The following is a 22263-nucleotide window of genomic DNA, read 5'->3' as shown; positions in this document are numbered from 1 at the left end:
TATATGGAAAATAAGCAATACTCATTATTAACAAAACTTGGAGTAATAATTATTACGCTAGTAGTAAGTATTATGATAATCAATTCAACATACAATTATCAAAAAACAAAAAGTTCTATTTTAAAAGAGATGAAAGATGATTCAAAAGAATCTATACTTTCTATTAAGAGTAATATCTCAATATTACTAGCTTCATACTCTCCAAATGAATATGGGAAAATTATTAATAATGAACTTAAAGATAAAGATATTTTTGCAATTGTGATAAAAGACTATAATTTAGGAAAAGTATTAGGTAAAAATGTTTATATAAGTGGAAGAATAAAAAACAAGAATTCTATTATCGAGGACTATGATGATAAAAATGAAGAACAAAATAGACAATTAGCAAATTCATTTTTTTCTAATAGTTCAAATATCACTGACTCTTCAAATAATCTCCTTGGTACCATTACCATTTACCTTAGTGATTCAGCTTTAAATGAAGAGTTAGATACAATCATATATGATACTATTATAAATACTATCTTTTTATCTGTATTATTGATTTTATTTTTATATCTAAGTATAAAATACTATATATTAAAACCTATTTCAAATATTATTGATGCAATTAATAATGATAATAGTCATGGGATACCAAATAAGCCTATTCCTTATTCTAAGAGTACAGAAATAAATGAACTCTCTTCAAGTATTAATAAAATGATTTTATCCATAAAAGATTCTAGAAGTATTTTAGAAAAAAGCCAACATCGACTTGAATATCTACTTGATCTTAGTCCTATTTCCATAAGAATTACAAAAAAAACTAAAAAAAATAAAGATTATGTAATTTTTGCTAATGGTGCATATTCTAAACTATTACAAGTAAGTAAAGACAATGTTTATGGAATGGATCCAAAAGATTATTATATAAATAAAACTGCTTATGAAAATATTGAAAAAGAACTACTCAATGGAAATAGCATTTATAATATGACAATGGAAGTAAAAATAAACAATAAACAAGTTTATGTACTAGCTTCTTATATGAATATTGAATATGATGGTGAAAATGCAATTATTGGATGGTTTTATGATATAACAAATGAAAAAGAAAATGAAGCAAACTTACACAAAGCATTAGAATTACAAACTACTATTTTTGATAACTCTGGATATATGATAATAAGTACAAATATAAATGGAGTTATTCAACAGTTTAATAAAGAAGCTGAAAGAATTTTAGGATATAAGGCAAAAGAAGTTGTAAATATTCATACTCCCTTACTTTTTCATCTAAAATCAGAAATAAAACAAAGAAAAACATATCTATCAAAAGAGTTAAACATTAATATAACATCAAGTTTTGAAGTATTTTCAGCCAAAACAGATTTGGGATTAAAGAATGAAAATGAATGGACAGTTATCTCTAAAAACGGAGAACATATTCCAGTACTTATAACAATTACTGCTTTAAAAAATAAAGATAATGAAACATATGGATACATAGGAATTTGTCAAGATATATCCCAACGAAAATTATTAGAATCCCAATCAAAACTAGCTTCAATGGGTGAAATGATAGGAAATATCGCCCATCAATGGAGACAACCACTTAGTATGATTTCAACAATTGCAAGTGGAATACTAATAAAAAATGAATTAGTTGAAAAAATCTCTCCCCAAATTGTTTCTGATATGGAAAAAATCATGGGTCAAACTAATTATTTATCTCAAACAATAGATGATTTTAGAAATTTTATAAAAAATACAAATCAAAAAGAAAAAATCTCAATTGTAGAAACAATTGAAAAAGCATTAACTATTTTAAAACCATCCATAAATAACAATCACATAAATTTGATTACAAAGTTTAAAGATGATTGTGAAATTGAAGGTTTTCAAAATCAAATTATTCAAGCATTTATTAATATTATCAATAATGCAAAAGATGCGATAAAAGAAAGACTAAGAGACAATGAAGAGAAGCTTATTTTCATTGAAACACAGAAAATAAATAATCAACTTATATTAGTAATTAAAGATAATGCAGGGGGAATAGATGATACTATCATGCATAAAGTTTTTGAACCATATTTTACAACAAAACATAAAAGTATAGGTACAGGTATTGGATTATCTATGTCACACCAAATAATCACAGAATATCATGATGCTTCAATTGAAGTTTTTAACAGCACTTATACTTATGATAAGAGGCAATATATTGGTGCATATTTCCAAATTACATTCAATAATTTTTGTGATATCTAAAAAGAAGTGAGTTTATTATGTTAATTTATCTTATTATATTTGTTATTCTTGGATTTATCCTTGCAAAATTTATAAAAAAGCCTAAAGTAGCTCTTTTAATAGCTTTGATTATTTCTATTGCAATTGGTGTCTTTTATGCTCCTATGTGGGGGATAGTCTGTTTAGGAGAGATGGCATTTGGGTATTTTGCATTTATTTTTACAAGAGATTAAATAATATTAGGATTTGTTGATGTCAGATTTACAAAATGAAATTATTGGATTTGTACTTATTGCGATTGCAGTAATTGCCTTTGCTTACTATAAACAAAGAATAGAAGATAAAGACAAATAAGAATTCTTATTTGTCCTTCTTATTTACATACTCACACTAAAAGCATTTTTATCCCAACGCAAGCTAAAAAAACAGCAAAGGCTACTTTTAATTGCTTTACATTAAGTCGATATGCTAATTTTACTCCCAAGGGAGCAAATAACATAGTCATAGGAACTAATGCAATAAATCCAAGCCAATTCACATATCCAGTAGAGCCCACAGGTAGATTTGGTGCACCCCAACCAACAATTATATAACCAATAGTTGCTGGAATACTAATAACTAACCCAAATATTGAAGCTGTACTTACAGCTCTATGTATGGGATAAGAAAAAAGAGTAAGTAGAGGAACCATAAGAGTTCCTCCTCCTATACCCAAAAGTGAAGCAAAACCACCTAATAATAATCCAAAAGTTGATTGCCCAAAATTACCAGGTAACTGCTTAGCTATAATTATACTTTTGAAACTACTTATTATCATATGAATAGAAACTACCAATAATAAGATACCAAACATAAATTTTAAAGTTGAAGCATCAATATATTTAGAAGAAAAAGAACCTATAAGTACTCCAATGATAACAAGAGGTACCCATCTCTTAGTCAAATCCCAATCTATTCCACCTTTTTTATGGTGTGATCTTGCAGACATAATAGAAGTTACTACAATTGTAGATAGTGAAGTACCAATTGATAGTGGAATTGCAACTGTAATATCAATATTTAAATAAATAAATATATGATAAAGCATTGGCACTATAACAATACCGCCACCAACTCCTAATAAACCTGCTAACAAACCTGCTATTACACCAGATGCTAAAAGAATCGGCAACAGAACTAATAATTCATTCATTAATTTTTATCCTTATTTATTTTTATAAATTTGATGCTTTTCCATCACTTCGAGGGTCACTTGCACCCTCTATTTTTCCATTAGGATGCCATACTATTGCACCTGCATGCCCAACAGCAGAATCAAGAGATGATAAGATTTCTACATCATGTCCTTTTTTTATCAAATCTTCTTGACAATCAAGTGGAAAACGAGATTCTAATTTTAAACTTTCAGATGAATTTCCCCAAGTTCTACCTAATAACCATCTTGGTTTATTAATAGTAGTTTGTAAATCATCATTATAGTATGCATATCTTGAATATACAGCGGCTTGGGTTTGAGGTTGTCCATCTCCGCCCATTGTTCCATACGCCATTACTCTTCCATCATTAAATAAAGCAATAGCAGGATTTAAAGTATGAAAAGGTTTTTTATGTGGCATCAAAGTTTGAATATGTGAAGAATCCAAAGAAAAACTGCAACCTCTATTTTGCCAAACGATACCAGTCTTAGGTAACATCAAACCACTACCAAACTCATGATAAATACTTTGAATAGCACTTACAACTCTACCTTGGGAATCAACAGCTCCAAACCAAGTAGTATCACCAGGCGCTGTTTCTTTACTCCAAGCTTTAGCTTTTTGTAAATCAATTTTTTCACTTAATTTATCTAAATATTCTGGTTCCAACCAAGCTTGTAGTTTTTCTGGACTTGCTGAAGTGTCCATTTTTGCCCTATGAGAAAAAGCTATTTTTGTAGCTTCTACTAACAAGTGTACATGATTAGAAGAATCCAATTGGGGTAACTTTTCTACCCAACGATCAAATAATCCCAATATCATCAAAGAAGCGACCCCTTGTGTAGGAGCTGAAGCATTAAATAATTTTGCTTGAGAAGTTTGCAATTCTAGTGCCTTATTCCAACTTGCCTGATGATTATTTAAATCATTAAGAGTTATAAATCCTTCCCTTTTTAAAAAGTCATTTGCAATATCTTTTGATAAAGAGCCCCTATAAAAAGTGTCAAAGCCTTCTTGGGAAATCCTTTTTAATGTTTCACCCAATGATTTTTGAACTAAAATCTCACCCTCTTTTGGAACTTCTTTATTTGGATAATAAACATCTGCAAAAAAACTATCAGCTTGAAGTTCAGCTTGTTTTTCATTTAATGTATCACTTAATGATTTAGTTACTTTAATACCACTATTTGCAGAATTTATAGCTTCACTAAGAAGATTTGAAGGGGTCATTTTCCCACCCCAAGTTTTACTTTTTTCAAAAGCTAAATCCCAAGCAGAAACAGCACCAGCTGCTGTATTTGCAGCTAATTTTCCCCTAAAAGGTATTTCATTTAATCCTTCATATAACTCTTTTTTTACATCAAATCCAGAATACCCAGAGGCTTCTATAAAAGAAACACCCTCTTTTGGGTCATAAACTAACCAAAAGGCATCTCCTCCAATACCTGTCATGTGAGGATAATGTATTGCTAAAGAAGAAGCAACAGCAATTGAAGCTTCAATTGCATTGCCCCCTTTTTTTAGTATCTCAAGTCCTGCATCTGAAGCTGCATGGTGGGGTGATACTACCATGCCTTTTTGTGAAGTTTGTGTTTTAAGTAATTTATTCATATTTATTTAAATATCCTTTTTAGAATTTTATTATAATTAGTTTATATTTTTCTTACATCCATCCAATTGCTTTTGGTAACCATAAAGCAATATCTGGGAAAAGCATCACTAGCCCAATAACAAAAATCTGAATTCCAATAAAAGGTAAAACACCTTTATATATCTCCATAGTCTTTATCTCTTTAGGAGCAACCCCTTTTAAGAAAAATAAAGACCAACCAAAAGGTGGAGTTAAAAATGAAGTTTGTAAATTTAGTGCAACTAAAATACCTAGCCATATCATATTTATATCCAAAGCATGAAATATAGGTAAAACCAATGGCAATACAATATAAGATATTTCAATCCATTCTAAAAAGAAACCTAATACAAAAAGTACAAACATCATGAAAATAATAGAACCCCACATTCCCCCTGGAATTGCGGCGAAAAGATCTTCTACTAAATAATCTCCCTCTAATCCTCTAAAGCTCAGCCCAAATATTTGAGAAGCCAATAAAACGAACATAATCATCCCAGTTACTTTCATAGTTTCATATAAGGTTTCTTTTAATACATCCATGCTAAGTCTTTTACTCAAGAAAACTATCACAAGTGAACCTATTGCTCCCATTGAAGCAGCTTCAGTAGGAGCTGCAAGTCCTCCAATAATAGAACCTAAAACAGCAAATATTAAAAGAAAAGGAGGCGCAACTGATTTTATAAACTCTATCCATAACTCTTTTCTTGAATAAGAATCTCTCTCTTCAATATCAATTGGTGGCACATGTTGAGGGAAAAACCAACTAAGAAAAACAATATATAAAATATACATGCAAGCTAAAAGTAATCCAGGAACCAATGCAGCAGCAAAAAGAGGACCTATAGCTTCCCCACTAATGTCTGCTAATAATATAAGAACTAAACTAGGAGGTAAAATTTGTCCCAATGTTCCTGAAGCACAAATCGTACCACATGAAACACTATGACTATAATTTCTTCGTAAAAGTGTAGGAAGTGAAATCATTGTTAGAGTAACAACTGTTGCCCCTACAATTCCTGTTGATGCACCCATAAGAATACCCACAACAATAATTGCGATAGCCATTCCTCCAGGCTTTTTACCAGATAAAAGTCCTAATACATCAAGCATCTTTTCTGCAATACGGGATTTTTCTAAGAGTATTCCCATAAAAACAAATAAAGGTACTGCCAAAAGTGTATAGTTAGTCAAAACTCCAAAGATTCTTGCAGGAAGCAAATTGAAGAGATTCATATCCACACCAATTGCTCCAAAAAACAAACCAGCACCTGCTATTGCAAAAGCAACTGGAACTCCTGCTAAAATCAATGTAAAAAGAGATACAACCATTAAAATTGCTAATATTTGTGGATCCATAAATTATAACTCGCTTTCTATTTTTGTTATGGCTTTTAATAAAACCGCTAATCCTTGAATAAAAATAAGTGAAAAACCTAAAGGTATAAGTCCTTTTACTAGGTATCTATAAGGTAATCCCCCAGGATCAGGAGAGACTTCATTATTTGCATAAGATTGCAATACATAGTCAGTTGATAAATAAATTATAAAAGCAGAAAAAGGAAGAATTATTATTAAAGGAATTAATATATTCATCCATCTTTTTACATTTTTACTATAACTGTGATAAAAAAGGTCAACTCTTACATGTTCTCCTTGTTGAAAAGTATAAGCAGAACCAAATATTGCAATTGCTGCTAAAAGGTGCCATTGAAACTCTTGTTCGGCAATAGAACTTATATGAAAAAAATATCTAAAAAGAACATCCCCAGCAACTAATAAAACTAAAATAAAAATTAGCCAAGAAGTTATTTGACCGATACGCATTATAAGCGTATCAAGTCTATTTGCTAAAAGTGCTAACTCTTTCATTATTTCAACTTAGTCATAACCACTAATTCACTTTTATCTTGCCAACCATCATGAATAGTTTTAAAGTTAAAGTAACTCTCATGAACTTTTTTAACCAAAGGATCTTTTGCAGTAAGCTTGTCATAAGTTGAAAAAGTAACTTCTCTTAGTTTTTTAATAACTTCATTTGGTAATGTTTTTACAATAACACCTTGATTTTTTACCAAATCATCTAATGCTTCTGAGTTATTTGCTTCAGACCATGAAAGTCCCATAAGATTACACTCAGCTGCAACTGTTTTTACTATTGCTTGAATATCTTTTGGTAGTGTTGCCCAAGCATCTTTATTAATCAAACACTCAGTTGTATTACTTGGTTCTCCCCATCCTGTTGTATAGTAATATTTAGCAGCTTTTTGGAATCCCATTCTTCTATCTTGGAACGGTCCAACAAATTCTGCTGCATCAATTACACCTCTTTCTAAAGCTGGGAAAATCTCTCCACCTGGTAATAACTTAACACTAACACCTAATTGCTCAAGAACTTTTCCAGCAAGTCCTGGAACACGCATTCTTAAACCATCTAAGTCTTTAACACCATTTATCTCTTTTTTGAACCAACCAGTCATTTGAGTACCTGTATTTCCAGCTGCTAAACCAATCACATTAAATGGTTTATAAACCTCATCCCAAAGCTCTTGTCCACCACCAAATTGTAACCAAGCATTTGTACCTTCAAAAGTCATACCAAAAGGAACTGCCGTGAAATATTGAGCTGCAAATGTTTTACCAGCCCAGAAAAATGAGTTACCCCAGTTCATCTCAATCGTACCTTTTGATACTGCATCAAAACCTTCCATTGCAGGAATTAATTCACCAGCTGGATAATGTTTGATTCTCAATCTTCCATTAGTTAACTCTTCAACTCTTTTACAAAAATAACTTGCACTTCCAGGTCCAGTAGAATAAAAAGGAGCCCCTGCCCCATAACAATTTGTCATTTTCCATCTAAACTTTTTTGAAGAATCTGCACTAGCAACTGATGGAATTGCTACTGCAGCTGTGATTCCTGCTAAACCAGTTTTTTTAATAAAATCTCTTCTATTCTTAGTCATTCTTTTTCCTTAATTTATATAAATTTTAATCGAGACTTCTAGTAGATATTGTTTATGATAAAGATACTTATGCCCTCGAAACAACATAAATCATTCAAACAATAGATAACTTAAACTGAGAAATCCTATCATTATTTATAATAAAATAATAATTTTATGCTGTATATTTTTTATACAATATAAGAATTTAATTACATTTAAATTATTTAAATATAATTAAAAATCATATAAATAAAACTATACTTAAACTAATATTTTAGTTTAGTTTATTTTTATAAAATCCCTTATTTAAGGGGTTTTATATTTTATAATATTCAATAAATTTACAATAAAATGCTCAATAAAATATTTTTAATGTTTTTGTTACATCTTTAAATAATACTAATTTTATACATTTAAAAGCATTAATTACTTAGCAATGTTAAATCAAGAAATAATAAATAATTTTTTATATTGTTAAAAATACTCAAAATAATTATGCCATTATAAAAATTGATTTAATTTAGAAAATTGTTTATTTAGAAATATTTTGAAGGGGAAGTTATATTTAAAAGAGTTTGTGAAAATTAAAATTTTCTACTTTTTTTCGTATCTTATTTTAAAAGGGATTTTTTTACTTTGCTCTGATTTATTTTTTATATAAAAATATACTCCTACTATAACTACAATAAAAACTGAACTACCTAATATATTTATCATCTTATAACCTTTTTGCAAATAAATTTTTTCTTAATAAATATTAGCAAAAATAAATATGAATTCTTTAAAATATTGCAAAATGTAAGGAAAATAAAAAAATGGAATCTCAAAAAGTATTTATAGAATAATTATATATTATTTTTAGTTTCTAGTTTAATCATTTCAAAGTAATCAAAACCCAAAAAACCTGATTTTTTTATAAGTTTTAGTTCATCATTTAGTTTAAATTTTGATGCTTCAGTATAATATCTCTTAGTTTTTTTAGTTTTTAAATTAACTAAAATAAGATAATCTCCTCTTGCAGTTGATGTAAAATTATGAACACCTTTTGACGATACTTTATATATTTGTTTACTTATTATATTGCTATCATAATTTTTATTTAAATATTTTGGTAAGGAAAATCCAATAATTGTAAATACAATTATACTAATAATATACAAATTGTCTTCTCTATTTATTTCTGAATATAATGGCTGATTTCGTTTCAAATACATTACCCGATTATTTTTAAAAAGATTTACTTTTATAAAAATGAATAAAGCAAAAAATATAATTGACACAAGAATTTGTAGACAAGTAAATAAGTAATAATCTATAATTTCAGAATTCCAACTACTAAACATAAAAAATGCACTTATGGAATAAGTAAGTAAAAGACAATAAGGGACTACTTTGCGCAATACTTTTCTCCATTATATTAATTACATTATCATAACAAAAAGTATATAAAAAAATTATAGGATTCAACAAGAGGCACAGTCTCCTTTTACAAGTAGAATGAAATTCAATTTTCATTTAGATTAAGATTCTAAAATTTTTTGAGTTTTTTTAATAACTCAAAGGAGTTGTTAAAATGATAGTAAAATTTAAATCAATCAAAAACTGCAAGAAGCATATCTATTATTTAATGAAGATAAACAGCAAAATCGAGAAATAAGTGTGAAGTTAGTTTTTAAAGAAATAAAAAAAGCCCGATATAAACACTCAAAAAAGTGATTATATCGGGCTTCTTTATGGTACGCCTGGAGGGAGTCGAACCCCCAACCACCCGGGCCGAAACTTGGTCTTATATTATTTCCAATAATATATAATAATTACAATAGTCCTCAAAGTACCAATTTATAGTACTTATAGAAAATTGACTTTTTATAATAATCCATATATAATCCAATAAAAAACATTCTTAAGTGTGAAATAGGTGTGATAAATTTGGCTAGATATACAACAAAATACACAGGTGTTATTTATCGAGATTCAATAACAAATGAAAAACCTGATAAAACATATTATATCAGATACAAAGATATTAACAATAAAACTAAAGAACTTAAAATAGGTAAATACTCTGAGGGTGTAAGAGAAAACTACTGTAATCAAAAAAGAAATGAAATCATTACAAAACTAAGATTAGGTGAAGAGCCACCAGTTATGGCGAATAAAAAGCAAAAGAATTCTATAGCTTTTAAATATTTACAAGATAAATATTTTGAAACAAGACGAGAAACTAAAAGTAAATATAGTGATATTGTAACTGCAAATAAACATCTTATCCCTTTTTTTGAAAAGAAAAACCTCGAGACATTAACAAAAGAGGATATAAAAGCTCTCACAAAGCTCTTAAAGACCAAGATTACTCCAAAGGGCACTCAACTATCCCCTAAATCAAGAAACAACATATTAACCTCTTTTGCCTCAGTAATAAACTATGGTTTAAAAGAAGAACTAATTAAAAATGATGTTACTAAATATATTGAGAAAGAAAGAATTGATAATGAAAGGGAAAGATATCTAGAGCTTGAAGAGATTAATAAACTATATAAAGAAGTAGAACACAATCCAAGACTTTATTTATTCTGCAAACTTGCCCTAACAACAGGTGGAAGACTAGGAACTATTTTAAATATATCAAAAATGGATATAGACTTTAGTAATCAAATAATTACTCTAAAAGATTTTAAAAATAATTCAACATACAAAACATTTTTAACGGATGATGTTACAAACTTATTAAGTCACTATAGTAAGAACATGAATCAACAAGATAAAATATTCATAGAGCCAACAACAATACAAAGACAAATATTAAAAATATTACATAGCTTATTTAATGTTGGCATTGATAAAGAAGATAGAAAGAATCTAGTAGTACTGCATACGCTAAGACATACTTTCGCAAGTCACTTAGCTATAAAAGGGACACCTATTTTTACAATTCAAAAACTTATGAATCATAGAGATATTAAAATGACTTTGAGATATGCTAAATTAGCCCCGGATAGTGGGAAAGAAGCTGTTAAAAATTTATATAATCTATGATAAAATAAATAAAAAAAGACCAAGATTTGACATTTGAAGAATTTATAAACTTATCCTTAAATAATAAAACAAAAACTCTTACTTACAATATTGCCATATCTAAAGAAGCTTGTGAAGCTATTAGAAAACACACAAAATTAAATATTTGTAACTATTCCTTTATAGTTGAAGAAGAGTACATTAGACACATAAGGAATAGACATAAAGAAGATTTACATTTACTTTCTAAACTTCCCGAACTCTTAAATGATTTTAGTTCAGTAGAAAAAAGTTTAACCAGAAATAAACAAACTGGGAAAACAGATGTTAGCTTAGTCTTCAGAAAAAAATTTGATGATGATATAGTTAGAATGGTGGCTTTAAGAATAATAAAAGGTAAAATTCTATCATTAAGGACTTTTTTCCGGCAATAAAAAATGCAACAGACCAAAAACTGTTGCCTTTCACGGTTATTGAGAGTTTTCATCCCATAAGTAGTACAAGCTACTCATTCCGATGGTTTTGTGAGGAGACCCTAATCTCTCGAAGAGGTTGACATTGTCAACTACTCCGAAAAATTCAGAAGTCAACTCAAATATAAATACGTATAACATACGTACAAAATGTGTATACTGGAATTATAATATATATTAAAATGAATGTCAAGAATAAAACTTGTTTTATTCTATATTACTATTTTAACTTCTAGTCCAATTATTTTCTTTATTATTCAAAAACTTATTAATCATACAGATATTAAAAATTTTAAGACTTTATTATAATTGACTTAGATAGAATGCAACTTATGAAACTAGATAAACTAAAAGAAGCTGATAAAATCAAAATATCTTTATATAAAAGACTGTTACAAAATATAGACAGTACTCAATTTATTATTCCAGAAGTTTTTATAGGACATGCTGTTGCTGATATGCTGGTAGTTAATGGAGATATACATATTTATGAAATCAAATCAAAAAAAGATAGTTTATCAAGGTTAGAACATCAACTTTTAAGATATAAGCAATGTGCGAATAAAGTTACACTCATTGTAGATAAAAAATTTGTTGAAAAGCTTACAAATTCCCCTTTAATTGAAAATATTGGAATTATTGTAGTAGATGAAAAATATAAATTAAATGATATAAAAGCTGCAATTAGTACTAAAATTGAAAAAGAATCTTACTTTGCATATTGGTCTCCAATAGAACTAAGAGAAACCCTAAGAGGGTTTAGTGGTTGGTATAAATTTAGTACTTACGAAGCTAGCCTAAAACTAGAAGAAATATTAACAGAAGAAGAACTGAGAAGACTTACACTTTTTAGACTTAGAGAAAAATATATAAAAGAATTTTTAAAACGAAAAGAACTTATTAAATCTAAAAACTATACTGACGCATTAAAAAAAAGGTTTACTAACAATATGGATTCTCTTAACATAACACCTTTAAAAGATATTCCTTACTCAGTATTTCGTGATTTTTAGAGATAACTTTCTTTTATTGCTGTTATATTATGTCTTAAACACCAAGTTTTTAATACACCTGCTGATGTATTATCAGGATACTGGCTTTTCAGTGCTTCATCAACATCAACTAGAGCTTCATCTAAATACTTTACTCCTTTTTCAAAATCTACTACTCCATCATGTAAATCTTTCAAAAGTCTATTCATTGAATGTTTAGCTCCTATAAGTGTTCTTCCCCCAGCTCTTACTATTCTATCTCTAGAATCCCATCCCCTTCTTATTAAAATTGTCTCTGTTGGTTCTAAAGATAACAAGACTACCCTTGCAGTAGGTGTGCCACCTTTTGGATGCTTTATAAGAGTTCTTCTATCATATCCACAATAATCTCCATACTTTACATCAGTATGCCCTAATTTATCTAAATCCTTTTTAACTCTTATTGAAGTATTCACTTTTATTACATTTGAATTAATATTTAAAGAATCACTTGGTATTGTTAAATCTTGACCAATAAAGGGAGTCCCTAAATATATTATACTTGAAAAATTTTCATGCTTAATAGTTGTAATAATTGACTCTATAAAATCAATATCTTTACTCGTATTCATATCTAATATAATATGAAAATCTGTGATAGTCCTAATATTTGTTATATGCTTTTTTAGATTTAAAAATTCTACCATTCTAATAGCAAAAGTTGAGAAATTATCTTTTAGTTCTTTATAAAAAGAGTTTAATATTCTAATATCACTCTTATCATTCCAAATAAAACAAGGAATTACATTTTCTTTATTTTTAATATTTTTAAAAAGATTAACAACTTCATCAAAATTCATATCACTATATTCTTGATCTGGAATTTTTGTGACAACTGTACCTGTTTCTTTTTTTTCTTGTTTTCTCTGTTTTATTATTTCATCTCTATATTCTTGATTTGTAACTTTTTCTATACCTTCTAAGTCTAAATAATGTAAATAATCAATCAACTCATCATCTGCATATTCATTAAATCTATTTAATTGTGTTATATCAATCAAAGGAACTAGTTTTTCATTAGGTAAACCATAAAGTAACGAACTAGTTGTCTTAGTATAAGATAAAGTAGGCATATAAAAATCTAATAAAAGTTTTTCTTCTTCTTGTTCTATTTGAACTAAATCAAACTCTATTCTATCCATATCATAATAATAATCTTCTGTTTCAATACTTACTTCAATTCCGTATTTAGAAACAAATGTAATTAAATCAAAATTTACTCCATCTTGATTATAAAATGGCTCTACTTTATCTTCACCATTATCAGATATGCTAAAATCTGATAATAAGTACTCTTTTTCAAAAATTTCAATGCCATCTTCATAAATTGCTATTGTAAAACTATCTGGCAATTGATCATCTGAGAAATCCCAGTTCCGATAATTCATATTTAAACCCCTATACTTTGCAGTCTAAATTGAATAGCTTGTCTTGATACTTTAAATATCTCAGAAAGTTTTTCAATTTTTATTTCTCTATCCGAAGAATCAATTGTATTAAACTCTTCTTTTATTTGTTCTAAAGGCATTAATAATTCTGCTGCAAACTTATTAGCTTCCATTTCTTTTACATCCCAATTATTATCTCTATTCCATTCTATATTATCATCTGAAATATAATCATCTCTAAAACTAGGTGCAATATGTAACATAAAATGTCCAAGTTCATGAGCTAGAGTAAAACGCTCCCTTTCTTTAGACTGATTCATCATAGGGTTAATCCAAACTCTAGGGATTCCCTCTTTCATTGTAATACTACCCGTTACTTTAGCTTTTCTAAAGTCTGGTTTTTTTTCTATAGAAATACCTAATATTTTGATTATCTCATCTACTTCAATCGGTAATTTTAAGTTATAACCAGAGTTTTTTAAGATATCAATTAAGGACTTAGCATTTAGCCTACTACCTTTTAATTTAGCATAGTTTTTCATTTTTCATCCTCCTTATCTGATAAATCAAATTTGATTTCTTTACTACTTTCTGTTGATAAATTATTAAAGCCTTCTGCAAGTGAAGAAACAGATTCTTTCAGTTCTTTAATCAAGTTTTTTTGTTTATTTAACTCAACTTCATAACTTTCTACTCTTCTATCTAATTTTTCTTGGATTAAAGGTTTAATATTTTTATGTTCTAAAATTCTAATTACTAGTTTTTCTCTAAACTGGTCTTTATCTGTTGTTATTGCATCTAAAACTTTTTCCATATTTTCATTTAATATTTCCCCTTCTCGCTTAGCTATTGATCTTTGAAAGTAAAATCCTGCCAATGTTAAAGCAATTGTGCCAATAACAACAATAAATGTTACATAAACAATAAATGTATTTGATATTGCAACTGGGTCATAAGTTATATCTTTTTTTAATATTGGTAAATTGTTAATTAATTCTATTAAAAAAACAATGACAAATATTGTAAAGACACTTATAAAAGCTACATTAAATAGTTTTATAATCCACTTAAATATCAGAAAAAAAAAGTTTTTAACCTCTATCATTGCCACTCCTACCTATATTATAATTAATTATATCTTCCTTTGAAATAAATAAAATATTACCCTAAAAAAATATTTTACACAAAAATCATTACAAAATGTAAAGTTTTTTAATATTTTTATCTTTTTCCATTATTCTCCCTATAAAAATACTCAAAAAAGCTTCTGATGCATCAAAGTCTTTAATTAAGTTTGTTACACTAATGGGATTCTCCAATATTTCTAGTTATATTTTTTTGATATATTAATTAATTTTCATTGTCTTTCCTATATTAATTTTCTTCTTTTTGTAGCTCAAGTACCATTTCAGATAATGACATATCCAATATCTTTTCACATTTATACATTTCATTTCTATAATCAAGAAAAGTAAATTCTTTTTTAGGTTCTAAACCATTATGAAATAATATAAAGGAAGTAACTTCCTCACAAAATCCACTTTTATTAAATAAATATCTTATATCCAATACCTCTGAAATTTTACTTCCAGTATAGCCTCCTATAATAACGGTCAAAAATATAATTAGACTAAAGTATATCAGTGAAATAAAAGAGTTTTGAAATACTTTTTGTAAATATTTTTTCATTTTAAATAATATAGGGAGATATGCAGTTAAAAGAAGTATAAGTGTACTTACAATCCATAAACACCATGAAAATAGCATAGAATCCTTTTGATTTATAGATATATAATAAAAAGTTAAATCGGTGACGATTACAAGTGACAAAAAGACCAAGGGCATTACCATATTAAACATTTTAATATTTAGAACTAGTATGTTTTTAAGCAAATATAAATCAATCCCTAATTTTGTCATTATAAAAGCATATAAAATAATTGACAAAATAAAAAATATTATAAAACTTTGCAAATAAAATGGTATGAAGTATATTTCATTAATCATTTTGTTAAAGTCATAATGAAAAAATCCAAATTCAATTCCTACATAAAGATAAAAATTTAATGTCAAAATTCCAATAAAAGTATAATATAGTTGGGCATGAATATGCTCTCTTGTAAAGAGGTGGTTTATATCATGATTTATAACTTCTTTGATAGTTTGTAAAATATATCTAAAATATATTAAAGGAAAATGTAGTATTGGTTTAACATAATCTTTCACATTCATTTTATTATATAAAATATTATTTTCCACTCATATATTCAGTAATTTCTCGTTCAATACGCTTAAATTCATTAATTGAAACTTTATGACTGAAGCTTCCTGTTTCATCTGATGTTTCAAGAATAATATTAATAAGATTATTCATTCCCTCGGCACTATTCATTTGTAATTGAATTGATTCTTTTTCTACTATCCAAACACAAACATTTTCTAAATTTACATTAAATCCATTTGATACGTGTAACCCTTTTTTCATTTTCACTTTCCTTTTTTATTTATTATTTTCAACAATTGAAAAATATTCTTTTCTAAAATCTAACGGCTTTGCTATAGAAGGGATTGGAGTACTAGTGCCACCTGTACCTTTAATCAAAATACTTCCTGCATTGACAATTCTACCAATTATTCCTTGACTAACATTCAAACTTTCAACTTGATTATGATTTAGTTCTACAGTATCTCTTCTTATTAGACCAAATTTTGCAATAACTCTTTTTGATGTAATAATAAGTTCAGTCGTTTTTGCAAAAATAAACGCTTTTATCAAAAAAAACAATCCAACAATAATAGCAACTGTCTTGACAATACCTAAAGGTAAAACAAGTCCAAAAACAAACACAATCGCTCCAAATAAATATATAATCCAATGAATCTTGCCTATGAATAGTATCTTTTCACCTGGCATCAAATTCTTTTCAACATAACCCATCCTCTGCTCCCTATAAATAATTACAATAGTATATATAATTTACTATTATAAGTTAATTATTCCAATACTAATAAATATTTATTTTGTAATCTTATGTAATTTAATTTAAGCTTCTGTTATAATTATTTAAAACTAATTGAAAGGAGGTAAAGAAGTATGCCATTAAAACCAGGTCCAAAACCTATTGCAGATTCTACAGGTAAACCAGATCAAAGACGTAGAGATAATAAAAGTACACCAGGAAATACAAAAGAGTTAAAACCATCGAAAAGTACAAAGAAAAAAAGTAACTAGTAAAATTAATGAAAGAGGGTATTATAACTTTTACCCTCTTCAATGATAGTATGAAAATAAAAAAGTCCGACTGAAATAACGAACTAAAGATATATCATATAATACCACTATTAGCTTCTACCCACTTAATTACTCTATACTCTGATATATTAGCTTCTTTATCTTGATTAAAATATATCAAAAATTCTTCTGCAAATTTTCTCGTTAGCTTCATATATTTCTCGTCATTAAGATTATAATCTACTAAACATTCATCTAATATGACCATTGCTGTATTAAATGTACAAGAGCCACCTTTATATCCCCAAGTATAATCCGTTGGTAACCTTCCATACTCTACTAACCTATCGGAAAGTATATCCATAGATATCTTTTTCTTCCTATCTGTAAACGTATTAAAGCTTATATTTGCAATAATCGTATCGCCAAAAATAATAGAACCATGAGGAGTTAATTTTATATTCCTACATTGCAAATGATAAAAATAATTATCTTTTAATATAAAATATACCCAACCCTCATCAAAAGCACCAATACCTTTTTCGAGTATAAGTATTTTGTATTTTTCTATATATTTCAAAACATGACTAAAAGCAATATCGGCAGTAAGTTCTGATAGTCTACAACCAACTGCATCTAAAAATTCATCTTCTTCATAATTATGTAAAAGATAGATTATTTCAGCTTTTACTTCTTGATATATTTCTTCAATAGTTAGTACTTTTTTCTTCTCATATTCTATTTTTTTATGTTTATAAGACTTCGATAATGGATAATGCTCTTTCATATAATTACATCTCTCTTTGTAATTACTAAATCCTCCTATCTTAGACAATAATTCTAATGACTGGGCATGTTTCATTATGAATCCCAAATCAAATAATTCTTTTTTTAATAGCTTTGCTTGTATTTTAAAATCCTCTTCAAAATTAGGATTAAGCACTTTACTAAACATAGTATTTCCCTTATAATTGATTCTTTTGTTAACAATGAGTTGTAATTAAATTGATTATAGAAATATTTTCAAAGAGTCTTTAGGCTATTCCCTTGCCTTAAATTGATTAAATCAGTATATCAAATTCAAGCTGAAATCATATATTATCATTTGTGAAACATAATATTAAATTACAGCTCTTACTCCAAAACAAATAATCAATTCTTGCAACTGTATGATTACCTTTCAGAAGGCAATTTTATTTTTTTACCCTTTTCAATTAAATCATTCATTAAGTTTAATGTTTTTTGTTTAGCTTTAGCAGCTTCTTCTTTTTCTTTTGGAGTTAAAACTTTTTCTTTTGCTTTTTGCTCTTGTTCTATCACTTTATTAATATAATCTTTTGTATTTTCTTTTGATGGACTTTTCTCATTATCTGACCCACAACCAATTAACACAAACACTACTACTATTCCTAAAACTAATTTTTTCATTTTCTATATCTCCCTTTTTTTATCTTTCTATATTATTATTTTTTGCATTTATTTTATTTGAATTATCTATCTTTGGCATCACAATTTTGATTATTTCTTTTACTTTTTCTAAATCTGTACTCTTAAAATGCTTTTTCACAAATACTTTAAACATATCCAACTCTAGATTTTCATCTTTTAAAATTGAATTCTCTTTTTTTAAGTTCTTTACTTCTGTCTTTAAACTTTTCTCTGTATCTTTTGTTTTCTCTACATAAGTTTTTACTCCTTCTGTATCGTAGATATATACTTCTTTTGAAGATAATAAACCATTTTTTATTTTTACTCTTTTTTGAGGAATACTACCATCAATATATAATTCTCTTTTTTGTACTTTTGATTCTAATGATTCTATATTTGATTTTTGATTTTTAATTCGTTCATCTTGTTTATCTAATAAGCTATTTTGATAATCAATAGTTTTCATTTTTTCATCAAAAATCTTTTTCATATCATTAAAACTAAGTTCTTTATTTGTTATTTGCTCTTTTAAAACTTTATTCAATTGTTCTAATTTTGCATAATCTTCTCTTTTTGCTGTTCCTTGTTTTTTAAGTTCTTCTCTTAAAACTCTCATTTCATTTTGTAAATCTTTTTGTTTTGCTAATTCACCTTGAGTAGATAGCTTTAATTCTCTTTTAGCATCTATTGCTCTTTTTAGTTGCCAATGATTCATTCTTTTATTCTTACTAAACTCTTGACCTCTTTGCATTCCTAAGCTATCAGCAACTATTGTTTGAAGCTCTCTCATGTTAGTTCTATCCATTCGAGCAGTTTTACCTGTATCTTTATTGAAGTTACTATATAAAACATGAGCATGATAATTTATCTTTTTTTGATACTTAGAAACATCCGCTTTATTTTCGCCGGCGAAATTTTTATCAAAGTACCAGGATCTATTTTCTTGATTATAAAAAATATTTCTATTAGGTGCATAATCAATTACTTCATTTGTTACATCTTTGTTTAACTTAATATGTTTCCATGACAAAGTACTAGATGTATATTCTAAATCTTCTAAATCATACTTTGTATCTATAAATACACCTTCATCACGGTGAATACTTGTAGCAATAATATGATGTCCTGTAAATCTCTTATTTAAATTTTTAAATGTCTTTTCCATATCTTCAATACTTGTATTGGGTTTTGTATTTAATACTGCTTCTTTTACTAAATTCTCTTTAGCTTTTGGCTGCATCTTTTGACCAATTTTTTCTTTATAAATCTTTTCTGCTTGCTCTTTAAATTTCTTTACATCTTCATATTGTTTATTATCATTAACACTTGAATCTTGTATTAATAAATATGTCACTTTAGATTTTCTTTCCATGTGTTCTAAAGAATGTTTTGTTGATGTTTGAGAATGAAAAGAGGACTTATAAAAAGTCCCCTTTTTTGTTCCACTACTTTTTTCGGCGAACTGCCGATTATTATAAAAACTCATGCTCTGCTCATTAGGCTTAGGTGTACCTCTATTCTTTTTATATTCTTCTTCTAAGTCATTCATTTATTCCTCCCCTTTTTTAATTTAAATGAAGCCCTTGGGGCAAATTTATTCTTTATTTACCTATAAGGTACTAGTATGCAAACTACTACCTTAAAAGGTATTTCATTTTGAAATCAGACCATAAAGGTTTTGATTTGATTTTTACTTATGAAAAAAGGGGAAGTTTTATTCCCTTTAATTCTTCTATTTTTTATACTTTATTGGGCAATTGAAAAAGGCATAATCTTTATTTTTTCCTTTTTCTTTTGTTCTTTAACATTTAAGTTAAATATCCTATCTCGGTTTAACTTTACTCGCTACATAATCCATTGCTTGGCTTATTTCCCCTTTATTAATTAATGATTCTTTTGCCATATAACTCCCTCCTGCTTTGCCTGCTCCTACTCCTGCTGATAGTCCGGAATATTTTGAAGCTCCCATTATTAAAGTTGCACCTGTGCTTAATGTTCCTACTCCACTTGTCATTGAACTTCCCTCGTTTGCACTTCCTATTAGTTGATTAATAATATTTGGAATTTTAAATATTCCAATTATGATTATTCCCTGTACAATTACAAGTATTAAAATCATTTCTGCACTATTCATATAATCATCCGCTAAGTTTTGAGATATGCTCATACTTAAATTTACAACATGAATACTTACTAATCCAAAAATCATGGTAAAGGGAGCATATAAAGAAAGTGAGATATAAAGTTTAACCCATGCAAAAAATACATACTCTGTTTTTTTCCATAATAAGGTTACTACTACAAAAGGCAATAAAGCCATTGTAATATTACTTAAGAACTTACTAAACAAGGTCATTACAACAATTATAATTATTAAAAAAGTTCCTGTTAAATAAGCTATTATTCCGTAAGCAAAAGGTAACCAATTGGTCAAACTTCCATTTGCAAAACTTGCCGATGCAATTGAGTTAGTTGTTGTCATTAAAGTATTTAATATATTCTCTAGTCCTGCATGGGGATTTACATTTGTAACTATTGTATTAATCATTTCAACAAAAGTATCTCTTGGTATATTTACTCCATCAATAAACCATTGATAATAATTACCTTGTTTTATCATTAGTTGAACTATTGCAAACATTATCAACATCCAAATTGCACTATAAAGTGCTTCATCATTTTTAGTTTTACTCCACGCAATTTTCCAACCAATATAAGCTATTGCTATTGCCATTGCTGAAATAAAAAAACCTTTATCAAAAACAATTCTTGCACCGTTATATAAGCCACTTGTAATTTCATTTGTTGATTGAAACAAAATTCCATTTACTAAATTATATATGTCGGTTATTACATTATTCTCCATATTTATCCCCTATGTACTTCATCATTTCATTTCTTGCAAAATCAATTTCATCTTCAAATACATAACTAGCCATATCAAATAGAACCTTTTCTATATACTTAAATCTTTCAATGTAATATGTGCTATTAGTTCGTTCAGCGAGAATGTATTCAATCAATTCTTTTTTATTTAACTTAGAAAGAATTTCTTTCATTTCTTGATATATTTCATATTCTCTAAATTCGTCATTATAATGCTCTAAGAATAATTTATCTAATTTCTTTTTATCAAGTTTTTTTATAACTAACATGTTGATTCTCCTATATATTGGTTCAAGACTTTTTCCCTTTTTTTATCCTTTGTAATTTGTTTATCAAGAAGAATCTGATTGAGTTTCGCATATTTTTCTCTCTCTAACTCTATCTCTTCTCTTCTCTTGTCGGACATGGTAAGGACATTGTCCTCATTTTGTCTTTTTCTATATTCTCTTTTCTTTTTAGCCCAATCCGTTTCTGTACCTGTAAGCTCTGATATAAGGGGTATATTGTAATTATTTTCATCTTCTTCAATCAAAATATTTGTTTGTTTTAAGTATGATAATGTAAGTTGAACATTGTCTTCATCTTCATCCATGATAAGAGCAAGTTCTTTTGATAAGTTAGATTCAATACCTTGATAAACTATCACACCATTTGTACTTAATGATAAAAGCATTATCTTTTGGAATATGATAGTAAAGGTATCTCCACCTGCAAGTTTACGAAGTTTTTTTATTCTTAAATCAGAGAAAAAGCTCTCTTTTAGTTTTATCCAATAATATTTTTTGGACATAATTATCC

25 protein-coding genes are annotated in these 22263 nt (G+C 27.6%); 6 read left to right on the top strand and 19 right to left on the bottom strand.

The window, feature by feature from the left end; translation table 11 throughout:
- Window positions 1-3 precede the first annotated feature (3 nt).
- Together LXN10_RS07670 and LXN10_RS07665 are read left to right on the top strand one after the other, a co-directional pair.
- Window positions 4-2259 carry a PAS domain S-box protein gene (locus LXN10_RS07670; protein WP_375725265.1) on the top strand — a complete coding sequence of 752 codons (2256 nt, stop codon included), beginning with the start codon at window positions 4-6 and terminating at the stop codon, window positions 2257-2259.
- Window positions 2260-2276: 17 nt separating this feature from the next.
- The gene (locus LXN10_RS07665) at window positions 2277-2471 is read left to right on the top strand and encodes a hypothetical protein (RefSeq protein WP_129101690.1); all 195 of its coding nucleotides are present in this window, start codon (window positions 2277-2279) and stop codon (window positions 2469-2471) included.
- Between the two features lie 152 nt (window positions 2472-2623).
- Here the strand turns inward: LXN10_RS07665 and LXN10_RS07660 are convergent, their stop codons facing one another.
- The 7 genes from LXN10_RS07660 to LXN10_RS07630 all read right to left on the bottom strand — a co-directional run bounded on the left by LXN10_RS07660 (window position 2624) and on the right by LXN10_RS07630 (window position 9226).
- Window positions 2624-3430 (bottom strand): sulfite exporter TauE/SafE family protein, encoded by an 807-nt coding sequence (locus tag LXN10_RS07660; protein WP_375725264.1) that lies wholly within the window; start codon window positions 3428-3430, stop codon window positions 2624-2626.
- A 22-nt stretch (window positions 3431-3452) separates the two neighbouring features.
- Window positions 3453-5045: a gamma-glutamyltransferase family protein gene (locus LXN10_RS07655; protein ID WP_375725263.1), complete on the bottom strand. Its 1593-nt coding sequence runs from the start codon at window positions 5043-5045 to the stop codon at window positions 3453-3455.
- A gap of 52 nt (window positions 5046-5097) precedes the next feature.
- Entirely contained in the window at window positions 5098-6423 is a 1326-nt protein-coding gene (locus tag LXN10_RS07650; RefSeq protein WP_375725262.1) for a TRAP transporter large permease, read from the bottom strand.
- 3 nt (window positions 6424-6426) lie between these two features.
- Entirely contained in the window at window positions 6427-6936 is a 510-nt protein-coding gene (locus LXN10_RS07645) for a TRAP transporter small permease subunit (protein WP_375725261.1), read from the bottom strand.
- A complete protein-coding gene (locus LXN10_RS07640; protein ID WP_375725260.1) occupies window positions 6936-8030 on the bottom strand; it encodes a TRAP transporter substrate-binding protein in 1095 nt (364 codons plus the stop codon). Before LXN10_RS07640 ends, LXN10_RS07645 begins: the two co-directional genes overlap by 1 nt.
- Before the next feature lie 576 nt (window positions 8031-8606).
- Window positions 8607-8729 (bottom strand): hypothetical protein, encoded by a 123-nt coding sequence (locus LXN10_RS07635; RefSeq protein WP_375725259.1) that lies wholly within the window; start codon window positions 8727-8729, stop codon window positions 8607-8609.
- A 128-nt stretch (window positions 8730-8857) separates the two neighbouring features.
- On the bottom strand, window positions 8858-9226 hold the full coding sequence (locus tag LXN10_RS07630; RefSeq protein ID WP_375725258.1) for a hypothetical protein: 369 nt from the start codon (window positions 9224-9226) through the stop codon (window positions 8858-8860).
- Window positions 9227-9941: 715 nt separating this feature from the next.
- Between LXN10_RS07630 and LXN10_RS07625 the strand changes: the two genes are divergently transcribed.
- From LXN10_RS07625 to LXN10_RS07615, 3 genes are all read left to right on the top strand, one after another.
- Window positions 9942-11048: a tyrosine-type recombinase/integrase gene (locus LXN10_RS07625; RefSeq protein ID WP_375725257.1), complete on the top strand. Its 1107-nt coding sequence runs from the start codon at window positions 9942-9944 to the stop codon at window positions 11046-11048.
- A 26-nt stretch (window positions 11049-11074) separates the two neighbouring features.
- A complete protein-coding gene (locus LXN10_RS07620) occupies window positions 11075-11461 on the top strand; it encodes a hypothetical protein (RefSeq protein ID WP_375725256.1) in 387 nt (128 codons plus the stop codon).
- Between the two features lie 371 nt (window positions 11462-11832).
- A complete protein-coding gene (locus LXN10_RS07615) occupies window positions 11833-12513 on the top strand; it encodes a sce7726 family protein (RefSeq protein ID WP_375725255.1) in 681 nt (226 codons plus the stop codon).
- Here LXN10_RS07615 and LXN10_RS07610 read toward each other — a convergent pair.
- From LXN10_RS07610 to LXN10_RS07585, 6 genes are all read right to left on the bottom strand, one after another.
- A complete protein-coding gene (locus LXN10_RS07610; RefSeq protein WP_375725254.1) occupies window positions 12510-13919 on the bottom strand; it encodes a hypothetical protein in 1410 nt (469 codons plus the stop codon). The genes LXN10_RS07615 and LXN10_RS07610 overlap by 4 nt on opposite strands.
- Before the next feature lie 2 nt (window positions 13920-13921).
- Entirely contained in the window at window positions 13922-14461 is a 540-nt protein-coding gene (locus LXN10_RS07605; protein WP_375725253.1) for an ImmA/IrrE family metallo-endopeptidase, read from the bottom strand.
- A complete protein-coding gene (locus tag LXN10_RS07600; RefSeq protein ID WP_375725252.1) occupies window positions 14458-15024 on the bottom strand; it encodes a hypothetical protein in 567 nt (188 codons plus the stop codon). Before LXN10_RS07600 ends, LXN10_RS07605 begins: the two co-directional genes overlap by 4 nt.
- 269 nt (window positions 15025-15293) lie before the next feature.
- A complete protein-coding gene (locus LXN10_RS07595; RefSeq protein WP_375725251.1) occupies window positions 15294-16178 on the bottom strand; it encodes a hypothetical protein in 885 nt (294 codons plus the stop codon).
- The gene (locus LXN10_RS07590) at window positions 16168-16404 is read right to left on the bottom strand and encodes a hypothetical protein (protein ID WP_375725250.1); all 237 of its coding nucleotides are present in this window, start codon (window positions 16402-16404) and stop codon (window positions 16168-16170) included. The genes LXN10_RS07595 and LXN10_RS07590 overlap by 11 nt, the downstream gene beginning before the upstream one ends.
- 15 nt (window positions 16405-16419) lie before the next feature.
- Complete coding sequence (locus tag LXN10_RS07585; RefSeq protein ID WP_375725249.1) at window positions 16420-16857, bottom strand: PH domain-containing protein; 438 nt, start codon at window positions 16855-16857, stop codon at window positions 16420-16422.
- 156 nt (window positions 16858-17013) lie between these two features.
- Here LXN10_RS07585 and LXN10_RS07580 point away from each other — a divergent pair, with 156 nt between their 5' ends.
- Window positions 17014-17151 carry a hypothetical protein gene (locus LXN10_RS07580; RefSeq protein WP_375725248.1) on the top strand — a complete coding sequence of 46 codons (138 nt, stop codon included), beginning with the start codon at window positions 17014-17016 and terminating at the stop codon, window positions 17149-17151.
- A gap of 94 nt (window positions 17152-17245) precedes the next feature.
- On the opposite strand, the gene LXN10_RS07575 is transcribed toward LXN10_RS07580, so the two are convergent.
- The 6 genes from LXN10_RS07575 to LXN10_RS07550 all read right to left on the bottom strand — a co-directional run bounded on the left by LXN10_RS07575 (window position 17246) and on the right by LXN10_RS07550 (window position 22255).
- Window positions 17246-18106, bottom strand: a complete 861-nt coding sequence (locus LXN10_RS07575) for a hypothetical protein (RefSeq protein WP_375725247.1) — start codon at window positions 18104-18106, stop codon at window positions 17246-17248.
- Window positions 18107-18324: 218 nt separating this feature from the next.
- Window positions 18325-18579 carry a hypothetical protein gene (locus LXN10_RS07570; RefSeq protein ID WP_375725246.1) on the bottom strand — a complete coding sequence of 85 codons (255 nt, stop codon included), beginning with the start codon at window positions 18577-18579 and terminating at the stop codon, window positions 18325-18327.
- 19 nt (window positions 18580-18598) lie between these two features.
- Window positions 18599-20128, bottom strand: coding sequence for a hypothetical protein (locus LXN10_RS07565; protein WP_375725245.1), 1530 nt, complete (start codon window positions 20126-20128; stop codon window positions 18599-18601).
- Between the two features lie 273 nt (window positions 20129-20401).
- Window positions 20402-21445: a type IV secretion system protein gene (locus LXN10_RS07560; RefSeq protein ID WP_375725244.1), complete on the bottom strand. Its 1044-nt coding sequence runs from the start codon at window positions 21443-21445 to the stop codon at window positions 20402-20404.
- A complete protein-coding gene (locus LXN10_RS07555) occupies window positions 21435-21734 on the bottom strand; it encodes a hypothetical protein (RefSeq protein ID WP_013133990.1) in 300 nt (99 codons plus the stop codon). The genes LXN10_RS07560 and LXN10_RS07555 overlap by 11 nt, the downstream gene beginning before the upstream one ends.
- Window positions 21728-22255 carry a phage replisome organizer N-terminal domain-containing protein gene (locus LXN10_RS07550; protein WP_013133989.1) on the bottom strand — a complete coding sequence of 176 codons (528 nt, stop codon included), beginning with the start codon at window positions 22253-22255 and terminating at the stop codon, window positions 21728-21730. The genes LXN10_RS07555 and LXN10_RS07550 overlap by 7 nt, the downstream gene beginning before the upstream one ends.
- Between the last annotated feature and the right edge of the window lie 8 nt (window positions 22256-22263).

The organism is Arcobacter iocasae (assembly GCF_042214795.1).
GTDB classification, from domain to species: Bacteria; Campylobacterota; Campylobacteria; order Campylobacterales; family Arcobacteraceae; genus Arcobacter; species Arcobacter iocasae.
This window is presented reverse-complemented; position numbering and strand designations above follow the sequence as displayed.

Coding starts and splice junctions, on each gene's coding strand:
- LXN10_RS07670 (WP_375725265.1), top strand. CDS start 4: ATGGAAAATAAGCAATACTCATTATTAACAAAACTTGGAGTAATAATT.
- LXN10_RS07665 (WP_129101690.1), top strand. CDS start 2,277: ATGTTAATTTATCTTATTATATTTGTTATTCTTGGATTTATCCTTGCA.
- LXN10_RS07660 (WP_375725264.1), bottom strand. CDS start 3,430: ATGAATGAATTATTAGTTCTGTTGCCGATTCTTTTAGCATCTGGTGTA.
- LXN10_RS07655 (WP_375725263.1), bottom strand. CDS start 5,045: ATGAATAAATTACTTAAAACACAAACTTCACAAAAAGGCATGGTAGTA.
- LXN10_RS07650 (WP_375725262.1), bottom strand. CDS start 6,423: ATGGATCCACAAATATTAGCAATTTTAATGGTTGTATCTCTTTTTACA.
- LXN10_RS07645 (WP_375725261.1), bottom strand. CDS start 6,936: ATGAAAGAGTTAGCACTTTTAGCAAATAGACTTGATACGCTTATAATG.
- LXN10_RS07640 (WP_375725260.1), bottom strand. CDS start 8,030: ATGACTAAGAATAGAAGAGATTTTATTAAAAAAACTGGTTTAGCAGGA.
- LXN10_RS07635 (WP_375725259.1), bottom strand. CDS start 8,729: ATGATAAATATATTAGGTAGTTCAGTTTTTATTGTAGTTATAGTAGGA.
- LXN10_RS07630 (WP_375725258.1), bottom strand. CDS start 9,226: ATGTATTTGAAACGAAATCAGCCATTATATTCAGAAATAAATAGAGAA.
- LXN10_RS07615 (WP_375725255.1), top strand. CDS start 11,833: ATGAAACTAGATAAACTAAAAGAAGCTGATAAAATCAAAATATCTTTA.
- LXN10_RS07610 (WP_375725254.1), bottom strand. CDS start 13,919: ATGAATTATCGGAACTGGGATTTCTCAGATGATCAATTGCCAGATAGT.
- LXN10_RS07605 (WP_375725253.1), bottom strand. CDS start 14,461: ATGAAAAACTATGCTAAATTAAAAGGTAGTAGGCTAAATGCTAAGTCC.
- LXN10_RS07600 (WP_375725252.1), bottom strand. CDS start 15,024: ATGATAGAGGTTAAAAACTTTTTTTTTCTGATATTTAAGTGGATTATA.
- LXN10_RS07590 (WP_375725250.1), bottom strand. CDS start 16,404: ATGAAAAAAGGGTTACACGTATCAAATGGATTTAATGTAAATTTAGAA.
- LXN10_RS07585 (WP_375725249.1), bottom strand. CDS start 16,857: ATGGGTTATGTTGAAAAGAATTTGATGCCAGGTGAAAAGATACTATTC.
- LXN10_RS07580 (WP_375725248.1), top strand. CDS start 17,014: ATGCCATTAAAACCAGGTCCAAAACCTATTGCAGATTCTACAGGTAAA.
- LXN10_RS07575 (WP_375725247.1), bottom strand. CDS start 18,106: ATGTTTAGTAAAGTGCTTAATCCTAATTTTGAAGAGGATTTTAAAATA.
- LXN10_RS07570 (WP_375725246.1), bottom strand. CDS start 18,579: ATGAAAAAATTAGTTTTAGGAATAGTAGTAGTGTTTGTGTTAATTGGT.
- LXN10_RS07565 (WP_375725245.1), bottom strand. CDS start 20,128: ATGAATGACTTAGAAGAAGAATATAAAAAGAATAGAGGTACACCTAAG.
- LXN10_RS07560 (WP_375725244.1), bottom strand. CDS start 21,445: ATGGAGAATAATGTAATAACCGACATATATAATTTAGTAAATGGAATT.
- LXN10_RS07555 (WP_013133990.1), bottom strand. CDS start 21,734: ATGTTAGTTATAAAAAAACTTGATAAAAAGAAATTAGATAAATTATTC.
- LXN10_RS07550 (WP_013133989.1), bottom strand. CDS start 22,255: ATGTCCAAAAAATATTATTGGATAAAACTAAAAGAGAGCTTTTTCTCT.